The 16,784-nt window shown below is 55.3% G+C and carries 17 protein-coding genes; 10 read left to right on the top strand and 7 right to left on the bottom strand.

Annotation, left to right across the window (positions count from 1 at the left end; genetic code table 11):
* Positions 1-53: 53 nt before the first annotated feature.
* From EA797_RS15695 to EA797_RS21890, 7 genes are all read left to right on the top strand, one after another.
* Complete coding sequence (locus EA797_RS15695) at positions 54-395, top strand: immunity protein Imm33 domain-containing protein (RefSeq protein ID WP_244214131.1); 342 nt, start codon at positions 54-56, stop codon at positions 393-395.
* A gap of 74 nt (positions 396-469) precedes the next feature.
* The gene (locus tag EA797_RS21710; RefSeq protein WP_147456822.1) at positions 470-904 is read left to right on the top strand and encodes a hypothetical protein; all 435 of its coding nucleotides are present in this window, start codon (positions 470-472) and stop codon (positions 902-904) included.
* 83 nt (positions 905-987) lie between these two features.
* A complete protein-coding gene (locus EA797_RS15690) occupies positions 988-1,761 on the top strand; it encodes an HNH endonuclease (RefSeq protein ID WP_122166842.1) in 774 nt (257 codons plus the stop codon).
* Between the two features lie 78 nt (positions 1,762-1,839).
* A complete protein-coding gene (locus EA797_RS15685) occupies positions 1,840-2,811 on the top strand; it encodes a hypothetical protein (protein ID WP_122166840.1) in 972 nt (323 codons plus the stop codon).
* 694 nt (positions 2,812-3,505) lie between these two features.
* On the top strand, positions 3,506-4,144 hold the full coding sequence (locus tag EA797_RS15680; RefSeq protein WP_122166838.1) for an SMI1/KNR4 family protein: 639 nt from the start codon (positions 3,506-3,508) through the stop codon (positions 4,142-4,144).
* 133 nt (positions 4,145-4,277) lie between these two features.
* Positions 4,278-5,225 carry a hypothetical protein gene (locus EA797_RS21705; protein ID WP_147456821.1) on the top strand — a complete coding sequence of 316 codons (948 nt, stop codon included), beginning with the start codon at positions 4,278-4,280 and terminating at the stop codon, positions 5,223-5,225.
* Between the two features lie 1,507 nt (positions 5,226-6,732).
* The gene (locus EA797_RS21890) at positions 6,733-6,870 is read left to right on the top strand and encodes a hypothetical protein (protein ID WP_208644460.1); all 138 of its coding nucleotides are present in this window, start codon (positions 6,733-6,735) and stop codon (positions 6,868-6,870) included.
* 182 nt (positions 6,871-7,052) lie between these two features.
* On the opposite strand, the gene EA797_RS15660 is transcribed toward EA797_RS21890, so the two are convergent.
* Positions 7,053-7,841 (bottom strand): alpha/beta fold hydrolase, encoded by a 789-nt coding sequence (locus tag EA797_RS15660; protein ID WP_122166832.1) that lies wholly within the window; start codon positions 7,839-7,841, stop codon positions 7,053-7,055.
* A 183-nt stretch (positions 7,842-8,024) separates the two neighbouring features.
* The gene (locus tag EA797_RS15655) at positions 8,025-9,659 is read right to left on the bottom strand and encodes an acyl-CoA synthetase (RefSeq protein ID WP_122166830.1); all 1,635 of its coding nucleotides are present in this window, start codon (positions 9,657-9,659) and stop codon (positions 8,025-8,027) included.
* Positions 9,660-9,973: 314 nt separating this feature from the next.
* Here EA797_RS15655 and EA797_RS15650 point away from each other — a divergent pair, with 314 nt between their 5' ends.
* On the top strand, positions 9,974-10,183 hold the full coding sequence (locus tag EA797_RS15650; protein WP_122166828.1) for a hypothetical protein: 210 nt from the start codon (positions 9,974-9,976) through the stop codon (positions 10,181-10,183).
* A 78-nt stretch (positions 10,184-10,261) separates the two neighbouring features.
* On the opposite strand, the gene EA797_RS15645 is transcribed toward EA797_RS15650, so the two are convergent.
* The 4 genes from EA797_RS15645 to EA797_RS15630 form a co-directional block, all read right to left on the bottom strand.
* On the bottom strand, positions 10,262-10,570 hold the full coding sequence (locus EA797_RS15645; RefSeq protein WP_122166826.1) for an AzlD family protein: 309 nt from the start codon (positions 10,568-10,570) through the stop codon (positions 10,262-10,264).
* On the bottom strand, positions 10,567-11,274 hold the full coding sequence (locus tag EA797_RS15640) for an AzlC family ABC transporter permease (protein ID WP_122166824.1): 708 nt from the start codon (positions 11,272-11,274) through the stop codon (positions 10,567-10,569). The genes EA797_RS15645 and EA797_RS15640 overlap by 4 nt, the downstream gene beginning before the upstream one ends.
* 548 nt (positions 11,275-11,822) lie before the next feature.
* A complete protein-coding gene (locus EA797_RS15635; RefSeq protein WP_122166822.1) occupies positions 11,823-12,017 on the bottom strand; it encodes a hypothetical protein in 195 nt (64 codons plus the stop codon).
* Between the two features lie 114 nt (positions 12,018-12,131).
* The gene (locus tag EA797_RS15630; RefSeq protein WP_122166820.1) at positions 12,132-12,905 is read right to left on the bottom strand and encodes an IclR family transcriptional regulator; all 774 of its coding nucleotides are present in this window, start codon (positions 12,903-12,905) and stop codon (positions 12,132-12,134) included.
* 100 nt (positions 12,906-13,005) lie between these two features.
* On the opposite strand from EA797_RS15630, the gene hmgA reads away from it, so the two are divergent.
* Together hmgA and fahA are read left to right on the top strand one after the other, a co-directional pair.
* Positions 13,006-14,310 (top strand): homogentisate 1,2-dioxygenase, encoded by a 1,305-nt coding sequence (gene hmgA / locus EA797_RS15625; protein WP_122166818.1) that lies wholly within the window; start codon positions 13,006-13,008, stop codon positions 14,308-14,310.
* Positions 14,311-14,326: 16 nt separating this feature from the next.
* The gene (gene fahA, locus EA797_RS15620) at positions 14,327-15,649 is read left to right on the top strand and encodes a fumarylacetoacetase (RefSeq protein ID WP_425275580.1); all 1,323 of its coding nucleotides are present in this window, start codon (positions 14,327-14,329) and stop codon (positions 15,647-15,649) included.
* Positions 15,650-15,716: 67 nt separating this feature from the next.
* Here fahA and EA797_RS15615 read toward each other — a convergent pair whose 3' ends face one another.
* Positions 15,717-16,784: a hypothetical protein gene (locus EA797_RS15615; RefSeq protein WP_122166816.1), complete on the bottom strand. Its 1,068-nt coding sequence runs from the start codon at positions 16,782-16,784 to the stop codon at positions 15,717-15,719.

The following is a 16,784-nucleotide window of genomic DNA, read 5'->3' as shown; positions in this document are numbered from 1 at the left end:
ACGGGCTAAAGCCCGCCCCTTAACCAAACGTTATGCACCTTCGGAGTAATACCGTGAAAATCCTGAAGGAACAGACCATCTGCGAATGGAAGAATGTTGCCCCTCAAAAACCAGAGAGCGGGTCAAAACTTGGAGTTGCTTTAAGTACCCTAGGACAGCTCCCCATTAATGGACTAAGGCATAAACCAGAAAATGGCACTAATGGCTGGTACATCTGGTGTGGCACCGAGCTGTCCGACGCTGACGATTTCTTTTCTCCGTTGCATATAGAACACATTGGCAGCTATCTTCCAGAGGTGGCCGGCTACCTTGATCTACCTGCCGGTTACCGCTTTCAAATCGACGGCAATAATTTCGAAGACGTATGGTTTGATCCCGAGTTACTCGATGCATAAACTACTGTTTCAAATCGCTCGCTCCGCTCGCTGGGACGGGCTAAAGCCCGCCCCTTAACCAAACGTTAGGCTTTATGCGGAAAATCATCTTCGCCAGTAGAATACTGCTCAGCATTGGAATGGCCTTGGCAGTTGTACCAAGCCTGTATATATACTTTCGAGACAAATCAGAATGGCTTGGTGAGGCCATTTATCTAAGTTCCGCATGGGTTGTTGCATCAGTTGTGATAATGGCCCTATGCACTGAGGTCTACTATCGCTTCTTTAAGAGCATCTATCCGGCAGTGACTTTGCTTGCTGCAACATTTGCAGCTGTGCTATCGGCGTCTATTTACATCAACGGAGCAACATTTTTCGGGGCGGGAACAGCAGATATAAATACTTGGCATCTGCTGCCTTTGTTCACGGCACTGCATCAAATCAAGGCCACAGTTTTCGTCACACTAACAACAGGTGCAGCGTGTATCTTATTTTTATTCGGCAAGGCGTTAGCTCGGCGTTTGGCCTAACAAATGGTTCAAACCGTTCGCTGCGCTCACTGGGACGGGCTAAAGCCCGCCCCTTAACCAAACGTTAGCGTCTACAGGTGATCATGAACGTACTTTCCCTGATGGATTCACTAGCATCCGAACTTCTCTGGAGTAACGTCCGAGACATTAAGAATGGACGAAACTATCAGTTTGGCACTCAGACAAAAATTACTGTTTACACGAGCCGCCTTGATCATGAAGAGATTCCTGAAGTAGCACTATCACCCAAAGGTTTAGGGCGTAGTAGCCCATTATTTTGGCTATGGGTTTCGTATTTGCAGAACTGCGTTGGTGCCTATGCAAAGCCGAAATTTTCTCAGAAATATCCACGAGTCGCCATTGCAAACGATGCTCAGCTCGCGCAACTAATTCTCTGTCTTCGCGAGTATGCTCTAGATAACGAAGATCAGCGGACGGTACGTGATCGACTTTCAGACTCACTTGTTAATCGGCCCGCATGGAATAGGCGGGGGCAAAGCGACTTCAGAACCTTACTTTTTGAGGAATATGCAGGGAGTTGTGCAATCTCAGGCTGTCGAACTGAACCCGCAGTCGAGGCGGCACATGTAGTGCCATATCGCCATGATCACGCTTATGAGCCTACGAATGGGCTACCTCTTAGGGCAGACCTTCATTCACTGTTCGACGCGAGGTTAATCGCAATCCACCCTAATACTCGTAAAGTGGTAGTGGCAGCGGACGCCTTGGGCGACTACAGCATCTACCAAGACAAAGAGCTTGGCGAACCGCGTAACAGAAACTTGAGAGTTACCGAAGCCAACCTGCGTGTCCAATATCGTGAATTCGAGCAGCGCAACGAGTGCACAGAACGCTAACAACTGGTTCAAATCGTTCGCTTCGCTCACTGGGACGGGCTTAAGCCCGCCCCTTAACCAAACGTTAGAGGCTTACAAATGGATCTCGTAGCTACCTTGCGAAACAAGATAGACGTCCTAGATGACGGCGAGTACATCGCGGGACTAAAGGCTGTACTGCTTCATATTGAAACAGGGTTTCGGCATCTATCGAGAGGACAAGAGTCTGACGACGACACTGCATTTACCGATGCTATCTATCGAACAAATCAAGCGTTCGAAGGAAGCATCAAAGAAGCCTACAGGGTTTTAGCGGGGCAGGACCCAGCCAAGAAAAGGCCGTTTGACATCGAAGGTTATCTCGAAACTAACAAAGTTTTCCGCAGCAGGGTTCTTAGCCAATTCACCACATACCGTACTGAATGGCGCAATCCGTCCGCACATGATTACAAACTAGACTTCGACGCCAGCGAAGCTTTTCTAGCAATAGTTTCAGTTTCAGCATTCGCATGCCTGCTCCTAGATCAAATCGCTGAGAGGCTTGCTTATTTGAAGTCTCAAGCTGAGGCTGAAGCTCAAAAGCAGCAGATTGCTGAAACTCTTGCAGGTTCGGTGGACGCAAGCTTACTCATGCGTACCGTAGATGTTCTGCGCCAGTTCTGCTCTACCTACACGCCACCAACCGGCTCACCACTGCAACACACTGAAGCCCAGTTTATAGGTGCACTGCATGGTTTCTTGGCTTCTGCAGCGCCCGAATTAAGAGTGCTCACAGAGGTAAAGCTCGCAAAAGACCGTCCATTCCGAGCGGATTTGATTATTGAAAGAGGCGAGGAAAAACTTGTCGTTGAGTTAAAGCGGCGTCTTGATCGTAAGAACTTCCAGAACGTATTAGCGCAGGTTGAGCATTACATGCTCATAAGTGGTATAAAAAATGGAATCGCGCTCTTTCTACCTGATTCTCCATCAGCGCTGGAAGTACAAGAAATTGACGTCGCTGGCATTGGTGGGAAATTGAATGTTCTTTCTCAAGAAGGTTCTAACCCTACGCTTCAGGGAACGCACCGTTAACATGCTCGCCTTTAGTCTAGCTCGATAGCGACTCATCCAAATTTGCGAGTAATCCTCTAACAAGTGGTTCAAATCGCTCGCTGTGCTCGCTGGGACGGGCTAAAGCCCGCCCCTTAACCAAACGTTAGGCGTCATTTCTTTTTTAGGCTCGTGCATACATGGAAGTTTGTCTCGCCGCCGCATGTACCTCTTTTAATACGCGTCCGTTGCGTTTCCATCTACTGCGTCGTCTGTGCTCGCCTTGGCTCCGGGTATGGCGACCAGAGGCATACAGCGGTGTGATTCAGTCCTCACGTGCTGGCTTGAACACTCGAAGCCGTTCGGCCACCGTGCGGCATCAGCCACCGAGGCCCGGTTTGCTCCGCTGCCTAACAAGCGGTTCAAGCCGCTCACTCCGTTCGCTGGGACGGGCTAAAGCCCGCCCCTTAACCAAACGTTAGCTGCTACAAAAATAGAGTGCACAACACCAACAGGGCGATACAGTGGATCGATAGCGGCTACGAGCCGAAACAAACAACCCCAACACCTCAAGAGCAGCCACACCTCAATACCTGTCCGGCCACTTCAAAAAAACGGCGCGGACCTTGAAGGGGTAAGTGCTTTTGGGGTTTTTCTACAGCTTCGTTAGGCCATAGAGAGCGGTGACATTGCTCGACTCGTGGTCAATTTACGCAAACAGCCCGGAACAACTGCGATGACTCTCGAAACGCTTGACAATGCTCTCGACCGCTACCTTGCCGCCACTGCCCAGCTTGGCAGCCCGGTTCGCGAACTGATACTCCCACTCGTCAATCAAGGTGCACTGGACGCTCTTCGCGCCCTTGACAATGTAACCCTTTCGAATGAGCTGATCGCGTACTTCCGCCGCATTGACGGCTACAACTACGAAGCTTTGTCGGAACAGGACTTGTTCGAGCCGAGTTTCGCGTGGGGCATGGAGGCGTTGTCGGTCGACGGTGCGCTGCGTGAACATGATCAGCTCCAGTTCGCAATTACCGATGAAGCGCCCAACTACTGGGCTGACGGATTCCTTCCGATCCTCTCGGACCGCGCCGGTTCGGTAGTAGCGGTGAACTGCATCTCGAGTTCGCCCACTTTCGGCGCCGTATACGAGATGACCGATGGTGTTGGTCTCAACCGCATCGCGTCGTCTTTAACGGAGTTTTTGGACGCGGGCACCGCTGCGATTGTTCAAGGGTTCATTCGATACGACGATGGCATGCTCCTGCCCGAGCATCCGCGTTTCCTCTTGGAAGCTGGGCCCCTGTACGGCGACTCGCCGTACTTTGCGCGCGTCGGAAAAATGGACACGCAGATCGTAGACTGGCACTGAGCGTAAATACGGCGCGGATGGGAAATTTCGTGCAGGTCGCGAGCACGCACGGCCTAACAATTGGTTCAAACCGTTCGCTGCGCTCACTGGGACGGGCTAAAGCCCGCCCCTTAACCAAACGTTAGAGGGAAAAGTGACCTCCTACTGCGTATACACAATCCCTATAGCTGGGAATGTATCTATTGATAAGCCTTTAGCTTTTCAAATAGACGATATTGAAATTGAATTCTTTATGCGCTCAGGAATATTGAGCTATCTTGTAATAAATTGCCCTATTCCAAGCTCGCCGACAACCGAAGAAAGGATAGGTGACAATCTAGTAACTAATGAGCCTAGAGCTCGTGAAATTGAAGAAATAGTTCTTCAGATAGGTAACGGCTTTTCTTTATTTAGCCATAGTTGTGTAGAGTTTCTTTTTGAAAAGAGACGTGTCCAATGGATAATCAACGATAAACCATCCAGCATCCAAGTTGATATCAATGGTGGACCAGCCGCTGCCACATCTGCCAAGCATCTAACAACACCATTATTTATACGTTCAGTATTGGTAGGCTGCATAGAAAAAAATCACGACCCTGCATTGACATTTTTCAGCCGCGGAAGCACCGATGCAAACTCTCATCGCTTTATTGAAGCATATTACAATCTTTTCTTTTTTCTAGAGTTCTTGTACGGAAATGGCAAGTCAGGGAAAAATGCAACTCTAGATGAATTCATGAAATCCACTGAGCTAACATCTAGCATTAAGAACACCTTAGAGAAGCCTGAACTCAACGGGTTACTCTCAAGATCTTTCGTAGAAAAGCTGCGAGCATCGGATACAAGAAAAATTCTGGAAATATTAATTCTTGCCAGAGGCTCGTTACATCATCCAAATAAGAATAGAACTGATAATTGGAATCCAGAAAAGCAGCGCCACTTCGGCGATGAAGCAATTTTCTTGCAACTCGTTTGCTTAGAAATAGCGTTTCACCGATATTTCGCCGTAGGATTCACTCAAAAAATTGACCATGCATACAAAAAAGTAGAGCGCTGCATAAGAAGGGATAGCAGTATTCGCATTTTTACTACATCCCTCTAACTAGTGGTTCAAACCGTTCGCTTCGCTCACTGGGACGGGCTAAAGCCCGCCCCTTAACCAAACGTTAGGCTCTGTATGGAAACTTTGAGTATCGCTCTGTCATTATGGAAGCTTGGGCTTGTAAGCTCAGAAGAGCTAATCGCGTGGGTTGATGCTCACATTGGAGTATCCAACAATCCCGACGAGGCTCTAGTCCAGCTATCACTTGAAGGCCCCGGTGCTTGTCTTAAACGCCCAATTTATGAATTTCCTTATAGGCCAATAGAGCTTACGTTTACCGAAGAATTTGGCTTGCGAGTATCAGCGCTAAATATCCAATCTGAGTTTGAGGTTAACAATTTTATTAAGTGGGCGAATGTTAAATGTATAGGCGAAAACCTTGACGATCCAATAGTCATATTTTGCTACCAGCTTGAGGATTGCTGCACTCTTGAAGCACAAGTAGCCTTTCTGCACAATGAGCTTCCTTCGTTAAGATCCAGAAGTATGTCTATTGCCCATTCTTTCTATGCAGGCGTACCTAGCCTGAAGCCTCAGAACGAGCGCACGACATGAACTGCCTAACAACTGGTTCAAATCGTTCGCTTCGCTCACTGGGACGGGCTAAAGCCCGCCCTTAACCAAACGTTAGCTGAAGGCTCTTAATGCGCAATATTGATACAGACCGCAGAAGCTTTATCCCGCTGAGAGTCGTTTATATGTCCATCTCTGCGCTCGTACTTATCGCTACCGCAGTCTTTCTTCTTTCCAAAGGCTTCTGGGGCATACTTGCATTCAGCTGTATAAATGCGCCGTTTCTGGTAATAGCTCTTTATTTAAAGGATGGAACACTAAAGCGTATTCACGAGGGGCTTGGTAGTCTGGCTGATATCCTGCGTGCGTTCAGCTAACACTTGGTTCAAACCGTTCGCTTCGCTCACTAGGACGGGCTAAAGCCCGCCCCTTAACCAAACGTTATGTACAGGCGGCCGCGATTGTTTGAGTCGTTCGATAATTACGTATCCTATTTGGAAGCTCACAAGAGCTCGTTCCCAGAGCATATCTATGCATTCGCCTCAAGTGAGGAGCGGCACAATCTAACCAGTCCTCACTCATTGCACGACAGTTGGCTATCATCGATTAGCATTAGAGAGCTTAGGCGCCCGGAAAGCGAGGGCAGGAACCTGCCCTCGATCGAAATTGAATTGCTCGGCCCGATGCACGACCGAACCATAGTACTTCAGTATCAAGAGGTTCATTCATACCAAATATCCGGAGCGATGAACCAGTACAACTGGGCAGACACGTTTCACGGTGATGTAAGCGCACACGCAATCCTTGCATGCGGTGAATCAAAGTTCCTTCACTGCATCACATTTGTTTCCGGCTCAAAAATTGAGGTGCAGTTCGAAGAGTTCAAGTGCTGCGAAGTGGTCTGTACATAACAAGCGGTTCAAGCCGTTCGCTTCGCTCACTGGGACGGGCTAAAGCCCACCCCTTAACCAAACGTTATACGACTTAGGGAAATATGAACCCCAATACCACTCAAGAAAAGTTTGAAAAAATTGCTTCGAAATTGATGGCGCTGAGTAAAGAGCTGGAAAGTCTTGCATCTGAACTTTCATTAAGAAATGGACAAGAAAGCTTTGGCGGAAATTATCAGTAATTTACATTGGGGAGCTGAAAATTCCACTGTCATTGGGTTACATCAGATTGGTGAGGCACTGGAAGATAACATGGGAACTGGAATCTACAATTAGTATCGTATAACAATTCGTTCAAACCGTTCGCTTCGCTCACTGGGACGGGCTAGAGACCGCCACTAGGACTGGTCTTCTAGCCAGTTTGCTACGGCTCCATCGCATCAACAAATACCCTGATGGTTTCGATAACCAACTCTGGCTGTTCACGATGCGGTACATGTTGGCAGCCTTTCAGCAAAAGCTTCTCGACGCGGTTTGTTCCCAATGCCGCGATCTGTTGGGGATGAGCCACCGAACCGTACTCATCCTCCAGCCCATGTATCGCTAGAAGCGGGGTGTTCACCGCAGGCGCGCTGTCTTTGATAGTCCAGCTGGCGTAGCTCTCTGACAGCCAAGTGTCGATCCACGCCCAAAGTATCCATTCGGCCTTGTCGCCGTGATATTTGCGCAGCCGCTCTAGCTGGCCGGGCTCGGCGAAAGCGGTTTGGGTCCGGCGAATGCCTTGTAAGGTCCTGTCCTCGACGAAGGCGAGGGCGGCGATTGTGATCAGGGCGCGGCAATTGCGCGGGTAATGTGCGGCGAGGCTGGCGGCCATGATGCCGCCAACGCTGTGGCCGAGAGCGATGAAGTGTTCGACGTCGAGCGCCTGCCATACCGGCGGAAAGAACTTCAGCGCTTCGTCACGAATGAAGCTGTTCGACCAACCGCCGGGGTGCGCTGCGGAGCGGCCGAAGCCGAGGCGGTCGTAGGCAATCACATCGCGCTCGGTGACGACCGCGAGCCGCTCGGGAAAGTCGCGCCAGAGTTCGACGCAGCCAAGCGAGTCATGCATGAGAATGATGGGCGTGCGTTGCGAATGGCCCGTGCGCCAGCGGCGGGAGAACACGTCGCCATGTTCGGTTGGCAGGTAACGGTCTTCGGTGGTGACGGTCATTGAAGTCCTCGAGCCGCTAGTGCGCATCGTTTGGATTGATATTTCAGCGGCGCGCCAGGGTAGGGTGGGAATCGTTAGGCAGAAGACGTGAGCGCACTATCACCGGGCAGCGTTGTGGTGCAGCCGCTGATGCACTAGTTGATTTGATAGAGGGGCCTATCGCTCGGCCCCGTTCTGACAGGCCTAACTCGCCGCGGCCGTGGACGCCTGCTTTGCGTTCTTTTCCTGGTCGCGCAGCAGGAATCGCTGGATCTTGCCGCTAGGTGTTTTCGGAAGTTCGCTAACGAACTCGATCTCCCGCGGATAGGCGTGCGCGGACAAGCGTTGGCGCACGTGCAGCTGCAGCTGTTCGGCCAGTGCTTTGTCACCCTGGTGGCTTGCATGCAGCACAACGAAGGCCTTCACCAACTCGGTGCGCTCCGGGTCGGGTTTACCAATGACAGCAGCCTCGATCACTGCAGGGTGCTCGACCAACGCACTTTCAACATCGAATGGGCCCACGCGGTAACCGGAGGTGGTGATCACATCATCGGAGCGCCCCACGAAGCTGATGCTGCCGTCGGGATTCAACTCCACCGTATCGCCGCTCAGGTAGTAATGACTGACGAAAGCCTTGGTGCGGGTACCGGCGTATCCGTTGAACCAGAGTAGAGGAGACTGGTTGCGATCAAGAGCGAGCATCCCCGGTTCGCCTGGCCCAAGTTCGCGATGCTGGTCATCGAGTACTACGACGCGGTGCCCTGGCATGGCGTAGCCGGCGGTGCCGATGTTGACCGCATGGCTCAATGCGTGATGATTGCAGAGCACCATGCCAAGTTCGGTCTGGCCGTAGTGATCGTGGATCTTGCAGCCGAGGCCTGCTGCAAACCAACGGATGACCTCTGGGGTAAGCGGTTCTCCGGCGCTGCTCACTGCGCGAAGACGGCCTTTGATCTTGCTTTCCACTTCGTCACGTGAAGCCAGCAGCAGGCGGAACGCAGTGGGTGAGCCCGCCATGTTGGTGATGTTGTATTCGCTTATTACCCGGCAGGTACTGTCCACCGTGAAGCCGCCTTCATAGAACAGCGTGCTGTGTCCCATGGCGAGGGGGCCGGTAACGGCGTAGTACAAACCGTATGCCCAGCCCGGGTCGGCGATGTTCCAGAAGTTGTCTTCGGGCTGCAGGTCCACTGCGTCACGCATATAGGTGACGAAGGCGACGATGGCCTTGAGCGGAACGTGCAATTGCTTGGCTGGCCCGGTGGTGCCGGAGGTGAACATGGCCAGAAATGGTGCATCGCCGTCCAGCAGAACCGGGGCGAAATCGGGCGACTCCCGATTTACATGCGTCCAGAAATCATCGGCGCCATTGCCAACAACGAGTCGGGACGGCGCGGCTTCGATACCGTCCAGCTTTTCGCTGTTAGCAGTGTTTGTAACCACTAGTTTTGCACCAGACTCCTTGAGCCGATGCTCGACTGCCTTGGGCCCGAATGCAGTGAAAAGAGGCTGGTAGATTGCACCGACGCGCCAGGTGCCAAGAATGGTGATCAGCAACTCAGGCGTGCGCGGCAGCAGCCCAGCGACAGTATCGCCAGGCTTGATCCCATGACTGTCAAGAAAGTTGGCGAAACGCGAAGCGGCATCCTTGAGCTGTGAGAACGTCCAGGTGGCGCGCTGACCCTCGCGACCCTCCCAGATGAGCGCCACTTTGTCCGTATCAGCATGGCGATCGCAGCACTCGACGCAGGCATTCATGGCCGCAAGATCGCCAGAGAGAATGGCTGAGACGGTCTGGTGGTAATCGAATTCACTGGCCGCGGTTGCGTAGTCGCGCATGGCTGGCTCCTGATTTTCTTGTTATGGGTGCTTCTGGATATTGGCGTCGGCGGCACCCTGCAACAATGGCTAAAGCTGCCAATCTGGATGAGCGGTTTGGACAAGCTGAAGAGCTGAACCAAGGTGCTGATCATTAGGCAGCCAGGCTCTCTGGAATGCCGCCCTCAGCACGCAAAAACATCGTTGGGCATCAGCCGGAGCAGGGGCGTTCCGGCGTGCCTTTGCCCTGAGTCTGGCCGACATGCGGAGCGCACTTATCCAACTGGGTTCACTCAAAGTTTCAGGGCCATCTTCGGCCCTATCGGAGGTGATCCATGAGTATCGATCCGCTCGACCGGCCCCACGACCAGCAGCCCGTCCCTGGGCAGGACCAGAACCCCAGCCACTCCCCGGAGCCGGATTTCATAACCGATAACCCGGACGTTCAGCCGGGATCGGGAAACGGCAGCCAGCCTTCTGAGAAACCTCGCGCCGGAAACGAAAATGACCCCAACGAACCGGGGCTCGGTAACCCTTTGCCTTGACGATCGGGCAGGGAGCCCAGCTCAGTGCTGGGCTCTTCTGACCTGGCTCCCGGGCAGAAACCGCGCGATCTTTGCCGATCAGAACTGCCTGATGATTGCCGCAACCAAAATCCCTCCGGCGATTGCCGGTAGAGGTTTCTTGAGCACCAACATGATGATTGCGGTCGTGAGCAGTGCCAGGCGGGCGCTGGTGTCGCCTTCGATGGCGAGCGGTGTGAGGATCGCGACCAATACTGATCCCGACATTGCGCTGATGAACTGTTGCACCCTGAAACTGATGGGCACGAACGACATCACGAAAACGCCACCCCAACGGGTCGCCAGCGTCACCAACGCCATGACGAGAATGATGATCAGTGAGCCGGAACCTGCGGTTTCAAGGTTCATTTCTTTTCCGTCCACACGGCGCCCAGCACACCACCCGCAAGCGCGCCCACGACGACATGACTGTTCTCCGGCAAGTACCAGTACGCCAGCAGCGCTGCGCTGGCCGCTACGGTCCAAATAACGAGGATGCGCAAGTTCTTGTTGCCGCCTACCGCCATCGCCAGCAGGAAGCAGCCCATCACCATGTCCAGTCCGAAACTCTTCGGATCACTGATCGCGCTGCCGAAGTGAAGGCCCAGCCAGCTGCCGAGTACCCAGAACGACCACAGCGCGAGCCCACCGCCAAGTAGTAGCCCGAAACCCGGCTGGCCGCGGTTGAAGGCCTGCAGCGCCATTGCCCAATTGGCATCCGAGGCCACGATCATCACTCCGTAGCGCTTGGCTGGAGGCAGGTGACGCAGCCATGGATAGAGAGAGGCCCCCATCAGCAAGTGCCTCGCGTTGATGGCAAAAACCGTAATCGCCAGCGGTACGACGGGAATCTGTGTGCCCCAGAGGTCCAGCGCGGCGAACTGCGAAGCGCCGGCAAACACCAGAATACTCATGATCATGGATATGGGTTCGCCAAGGCCGGTTTGCGTCGCGGCCAACCCGAACGCTGCGCCGAAGGCGACCACGAAAATTGAGATGGGTACCAGCTGCTTGAATCCGCGCCATACATCGTAGCGGGTGAAGTCATGCAGGTTTGAATCGCTATTAGTCACGTAGCAGCCCTTTGGTTTGCGATTTGATAAGTGGTGCCGTTGCCGGCTGGAGGGGCGAGGGATGCGCAATCACTGGGTCGGCATCGCAGATGGTCGAGTAAGAGGTACGAGCTTTGACTGTCGTCATTGCCCGAGCAGTACGGGTTAGCCATTGACCCCGATTAGGGGGTTATTACTGATAACTCCGCCGTTGGCGAGGCCCCAAGTATCGGGCAGGCGTAATGATCAATCCAACGAATGTTGCTGATGATTCTCATCTCTCGAGCTAATGAATGACCAGCAACTAGCTCGCAACCGTCTGGCTTGAGGCCGTGACCGCCTTCACCGCAATCCGAGCGGATCAAGAGCCGACTGTTTATGTAGAATCCCGCACCGCCTGGAATAGGACTATGCCGAGTACGGCGGTAGCGGCGCGGTAATACTGGCGGTGGTTTGGGACGTACGATCTTTGTCCGGTCGGATGGGAGGCTTGCGAGCTGACCTGCGGGCGGGGGACGAAGATGAGGGCATGGTTGCCAGCGTGGCGCTGGCAACCAATGGGGTGATGGTCAGCCTGCCTGGCTACGCAGCTGATGGTCGATGGGGATGTCCGGTAGATGATGAGGCGCTGATAAGCGCGACTCGAGTAGCTCGACGAAAGCACGTGCCTCGGCCTCATTGCGAAACGTGACCTTGTTTCGGCCCATGAGTACTTCCCAATTACTTCCTTCGAATGACGTAAGCGGTCGGACTTGGATATCCATGGTGCCTCCGGGTCGGAAAAAAGTCAGACGTACGCTAGTCGCCTGACCGCCCCCCGTCAATTTGCACTTTTGACGCAGTGCCAGCCGTCCGTCAGTTCGCCTACAACCCCCGAGCTAGGCGCCCATTCGTGCACTGATCTTGTGCGCAATTTCCAGCAGACGTTTCGCTGCTTCGCCATTGGCATCGGCCAAAAAGCCGGGTTCGGCACCGACAATAGTGATGACGCCCACCAGTTTCTGCCCACCGCTGAATAACGGCGCGGACAGGGCGTTGACGCCAGCCATCAGCAAGCCGTGTACCGCTTGGATGTGAGTACGTTGCAGCTCGCTCATGGTCGCAAGCAGGGCGTCGGAGGAGGGGGCAGATGGCAGCTTCAGTTCTTCATCGCGCAGTTGCGCGGTTTCCGCGTTCGGCATGAACGCGTTGAACACCAGCCCCGTCGAGGAGCCGAGCAACGGCAGCACCGACCCGACCTGGGTAACCAGGGTTACGGCCCGAACCGCCTGTTCGACATGCACCACAGCCGGTCCCCGGTTACCCCATACCGCGAGAAAGCAGGTTTCGTTGAGCTCATCACGCAGCTGTGCCAGGTGTGGCGTGGCCAGTTTTACGACATCCAGTCGACCCAGCGCTGCCAGCCCGACAAACAGGGCGGCGCGCCCCAACCCGTAATGATTGGTTGTAGGGTCCTGCTCGGCGTAACCGCTGGCCATCAATGCCTGCAGATAACGGTGCACCTTGCTGGCAGGCATGCCGACATGGTCTGCCAGGCGCGAAAGTGATGTCGCCGGAGCCAGTTCGGCCAATGCAGTGAGGATGTCAGTGCCCACTTCCGCGGCCTGGACCTTCTGGCGCCGGGGCGCTGCTTCAACGTTACTGTCTGCCATGGTTCGCTGCCTGCCCGAGTAGGCGCTGTTTATAGCTTGACGCTTAGGTGAGTTCAAATTACTTTTTGCGTAAATGAGTTACGCAAATGAGAGACAAGCTATGCAATCACAAGAAAAAACCAGTGCAAGCTCTCGCTACCTTTCCGGATTCGGTAATGAGTTCAGCAGTGAAGCCTTGCCGGGCGCGCTGCCGGTCGGGCAAAACTCACCTCAAAAGGTCCCATATGGGCTTTACACCGAGTTGCTTTCAGGAACCGCCTTCACGGTGCCACGCAGTGAAGCGCGCCGTACCTGGTTGTACCGCATTCGTCCCTCGGCCAATCACGGGCAGTATCAGCGTATGGACCGGCAGCTCGGCGCGGCGTTGGGGCCGATAACGCCCAACCGCCTACGCTGGAATCCTGCTCCCTTTCCCCAGGCAGGGACCGACTTCCTCGACGGGCTGGAGTGCGTGACAGCCAACGCCGAACCCGATCAGCCGGCTGGCGCGAGCATCTACCGTTATGTGGCGAACCAGTCGATGCAGCGGGTGTTCTTCAATGCGGACGGCGAGCTGCTCATCGTGCCGCAGGAAGGGGAATTGAAGCTGGTTACCGAACTGGGCGTGCTGGAAATCGAGCCGCTGGAGATCGCCGTGATCCCGCGCGGGATGCGCTTTCGCGCCGAGCTGCTGGGGGCTACGGCGCGAGGCTATGTGTGTGAGAACCATGGTTGCGCGCTGCGTCTGCCTGACCTCGGGCCTATCGGCAGCAATGGCCTGGCCAATCCACGGGATTTTCTCGCGCCGGTTGCGCACTTCGAAGAGCGCGACGACCCGGTAGAACTGGTGCAGAAATTCCTCGGCGAGCTTTGGACGACTCAGCTGGATCACTCACCGCTGGACGTGGTCGCCTGGCACGGCAACAACGTGCCCTACAAATACGATCTGCGTTGCTTCAATACCATCGGCACGGTCAGCTTCGACCATCCAGACCCATCGATTTTCACGGTGCTCACCTCACCAAGCGCCATTCACGGCATGGCCAACATCGACTTCGTGATCTTTCCGCCACGCTGGATGGTCGCGGAGAACACCTTCCGGCCGCCGTGGTTCCACCGCAACCTGATGAACGAGTTCATGGGGCTGATTGCTGGCGCCTACGATGCCAAGGCAGATGGGTTCTCGCCTGGGGGTGCCTCACTTCACAACTGCATGAGTGCCCACGGGCCGGATCATGTTTCGACCGAACAGGCGATCAAGGCTGAACTCAAACCGCACAAGATCGAGAACACCATGGCCTTCATGTTCGAGACCGGCCAGGTGCTTCGCCCCACACGTCAGGCGTTGGAGAGCCCGCAGTTGCAAAGCGATTACGACAGCTGCTGGGCTGGCCTGACAAAGACCTTCGACAAGAATCAGAAATGACAGGACGGCGCAGACCATGACCGAACAAAACATGACCGCAGAAAAGGGATCGCGCAGCTGGGTCGAATCGGCCAATGGCCATCCCGACTTCCCCCTTGCCAACCTGCCGCTGGGAGTTTTCAGCCGTGACGGCGACGAGCCACGCGGTGGAGTGGCCATCGGTAATTTCATCCTGGATCTACGCGCCGCGTGCGAGGCAGGCCTCTTCGGCGGCGAGGCGCTGTCTGCCGCTCAAGCGGCCAGCGGCAACAGCCTCAACGCCTTCTTCGCCTTGGGCGCAACGGCACGCAAGTCTCTGCGCGGCGCGCTGCAGGAACTGCTTGGCGAAGGCAACTCGCAGCGTGAGCGGCTGAAGGGCATGGGCGAGTCCTTGCTGCAGCCGATGGACCGTTGCCAGATGCATGTGCCGGCCAAGGTGGGCGACTACACCGATTTCTATGTCGGCATCCATCACGCCAACAATGTCGGCAAGCTGTTTCGCCCGGATAATCCGTTGCTACCCAACTACAAATATGTGCCCATCGGATATCACGGCCGCGCGTCGACCATCGATGTGTCCGGTGCCACCGTCAAGCGCCCTAATGGTCAGACCTTGCCGCCGGGTGCCAGCGAGCCTTCTTTCGGACCGAGCAAACGACTCGACCATGAATTGGAACTGGGTATCTGGATTGGCCAGGGCAATGCTCGTGGCGAGTCGATACCGATCGGCGAAGCGAGTGGCCATGTCGCAGGTTTCTGCCTGTTGAACGATTGGTCGGCCCGCGATCTGCAGGCCTGGGAATACCAGCCGCTGGGCCCGTTCCTCTCCAAGAGTTTCGCCACCAGCGTGTCGCCCTGGGTTGTCACGCCCGAAGCTCTGGAGCCTTTCCGCTGCGCTCAACCACCGCGCCCCGAAGGCGATCCTCAGCCGCTGCCATACCTCTATGACGAGCAGGATCAGCAGCACGGGGCACTGGACATCGAGCTGGAAGTCCTGCTGTTGACCGACGCCATGCGCGAGAAAGGATTGCCTGCGCAACGCATTGCCCTGAGCTGCACCCGCAACATGTACTGGACTGTCGCGCAGATGGTTACGCACCACAGCGTCAACGGTTGCAGCTTGCAACCGGGTGATCTGTTCGGTTCGGGCACCCTGTCAGGGAGCAGTGCCGACAGCCTCGGTAGCCTGCTGGAAATCACCCAAGGCGGTAAGCAACCACTCGAACTGGCCAGCGGTGAGACCCGCACCTTCCTGGAGGACGGCGATGAAATCATCCTCAAGGCCCGTTGCCGCCGTGAAGGGCAGGCCTCGATCGGTTTTGGCGAGTGTCGCGGCCGCGTGATTCCCGCCTCGAGCTAAGTTGCCCGTAACGACAAAGCCCGGTCGCCTGTTCGAGGTCGCCGGGCTTTTTTTATCGACAAGGAGGTCAGCGCAGGGCTGCCGTTTCCAGCCCTGGCGGTTTGGTCGGGCCGGTCGCGGCATTGCTGATCTGTTCGGCCAGGGCGACGGTGAAATCCTGCACGGCGGACCATCGCATGTGCACGGCATCGACGAAGGAGTGCGTCGGTGTGTGCCAATCCTTGTCGGCGTTCCAATAGGTGCCGCCGTGCACATTCAGGGCGTCGGCGATGCGTTTGTCGAAATCGGCCATAAAGGTGCCGTCCGGGTCGTACTTTTCCTTCCAGTCCGGGTGCAGCGGGGTGGAGACGACCATCAGCTGGCGGCCTTCCTGCGCCAAGCGCGCGCCCATGTCCCGCAGGGCTGCGAAGCAGCTGCGATCCAGTGGGTCGGGCCGGCCGTAGAGCAATTTGCGGGTGTTATTGGTGATCAGGGGGCCGTCGCCGTAACGGTTGAACACCAGTGGGTCCCATTCGATCTGGCCAGCGCGTTGCGCTTTGACGGTCAATGCATTGCGCGCCAGGGATTTGGGCGAGAAGTAGCGCATGTAATAACCCCAGCGCGCGTCACCCTCGTACACGTAAGGGTCCACATGCTCGCGGTTGAATACAGCGGCAGGCACGCGCCAGCAGCCGGCGAAATCCTGTGGATCGGCGATCATCACCACGCTGCGAATGCTTGGCGCGCGGTCCAGCAACCAGTGCCCGACATAGGTCGACTGATTGGCGAACAGCCCGCAAAACGCGCCGTTCATGGGGCGAATCTCCGGCAATGCACTGGCGAGGATCTGGCTGTCTACGTGCCGCCAAGCGACCGACGAGCCGATCACCAGCAGGTTGGGCGACTGGATCGGGTTGTCCCGCAAGAAGTTGAGTTTCTCGTCTACGCACAGATTGTTGGAAAAGGCAGGCGGCGGCAGGTTGCCTGTTCGGTCCAGTCCGAACAGGGTCGCGCAAAACAGCATCAGTGCGCCGGTAAGCCCTGCGAAAAAGGAGATCAGATACCGCGACCGCACCTTACCCGGCGCGCTGGCCGTGGTGTCTTTCCTGTTATCGGTGGCGCTCCCGTCCTTCGGGAAATCGGCGGCATGGACCAT

Source organism: Stutzerimonas zhaodongensis (assembly GCF_003696365.1).
GTDB classification, from domain to species: Bacteria; Pseudomonadota; Gammaproteobacteria; order Pseudomonadales; family Pseudomonadaceae; genus Stutzerimonas; species Stutzerimonas zhaodongensis.
This window is presented reverse-complemented; position numbering and strand designations above follow the sequence as displayed.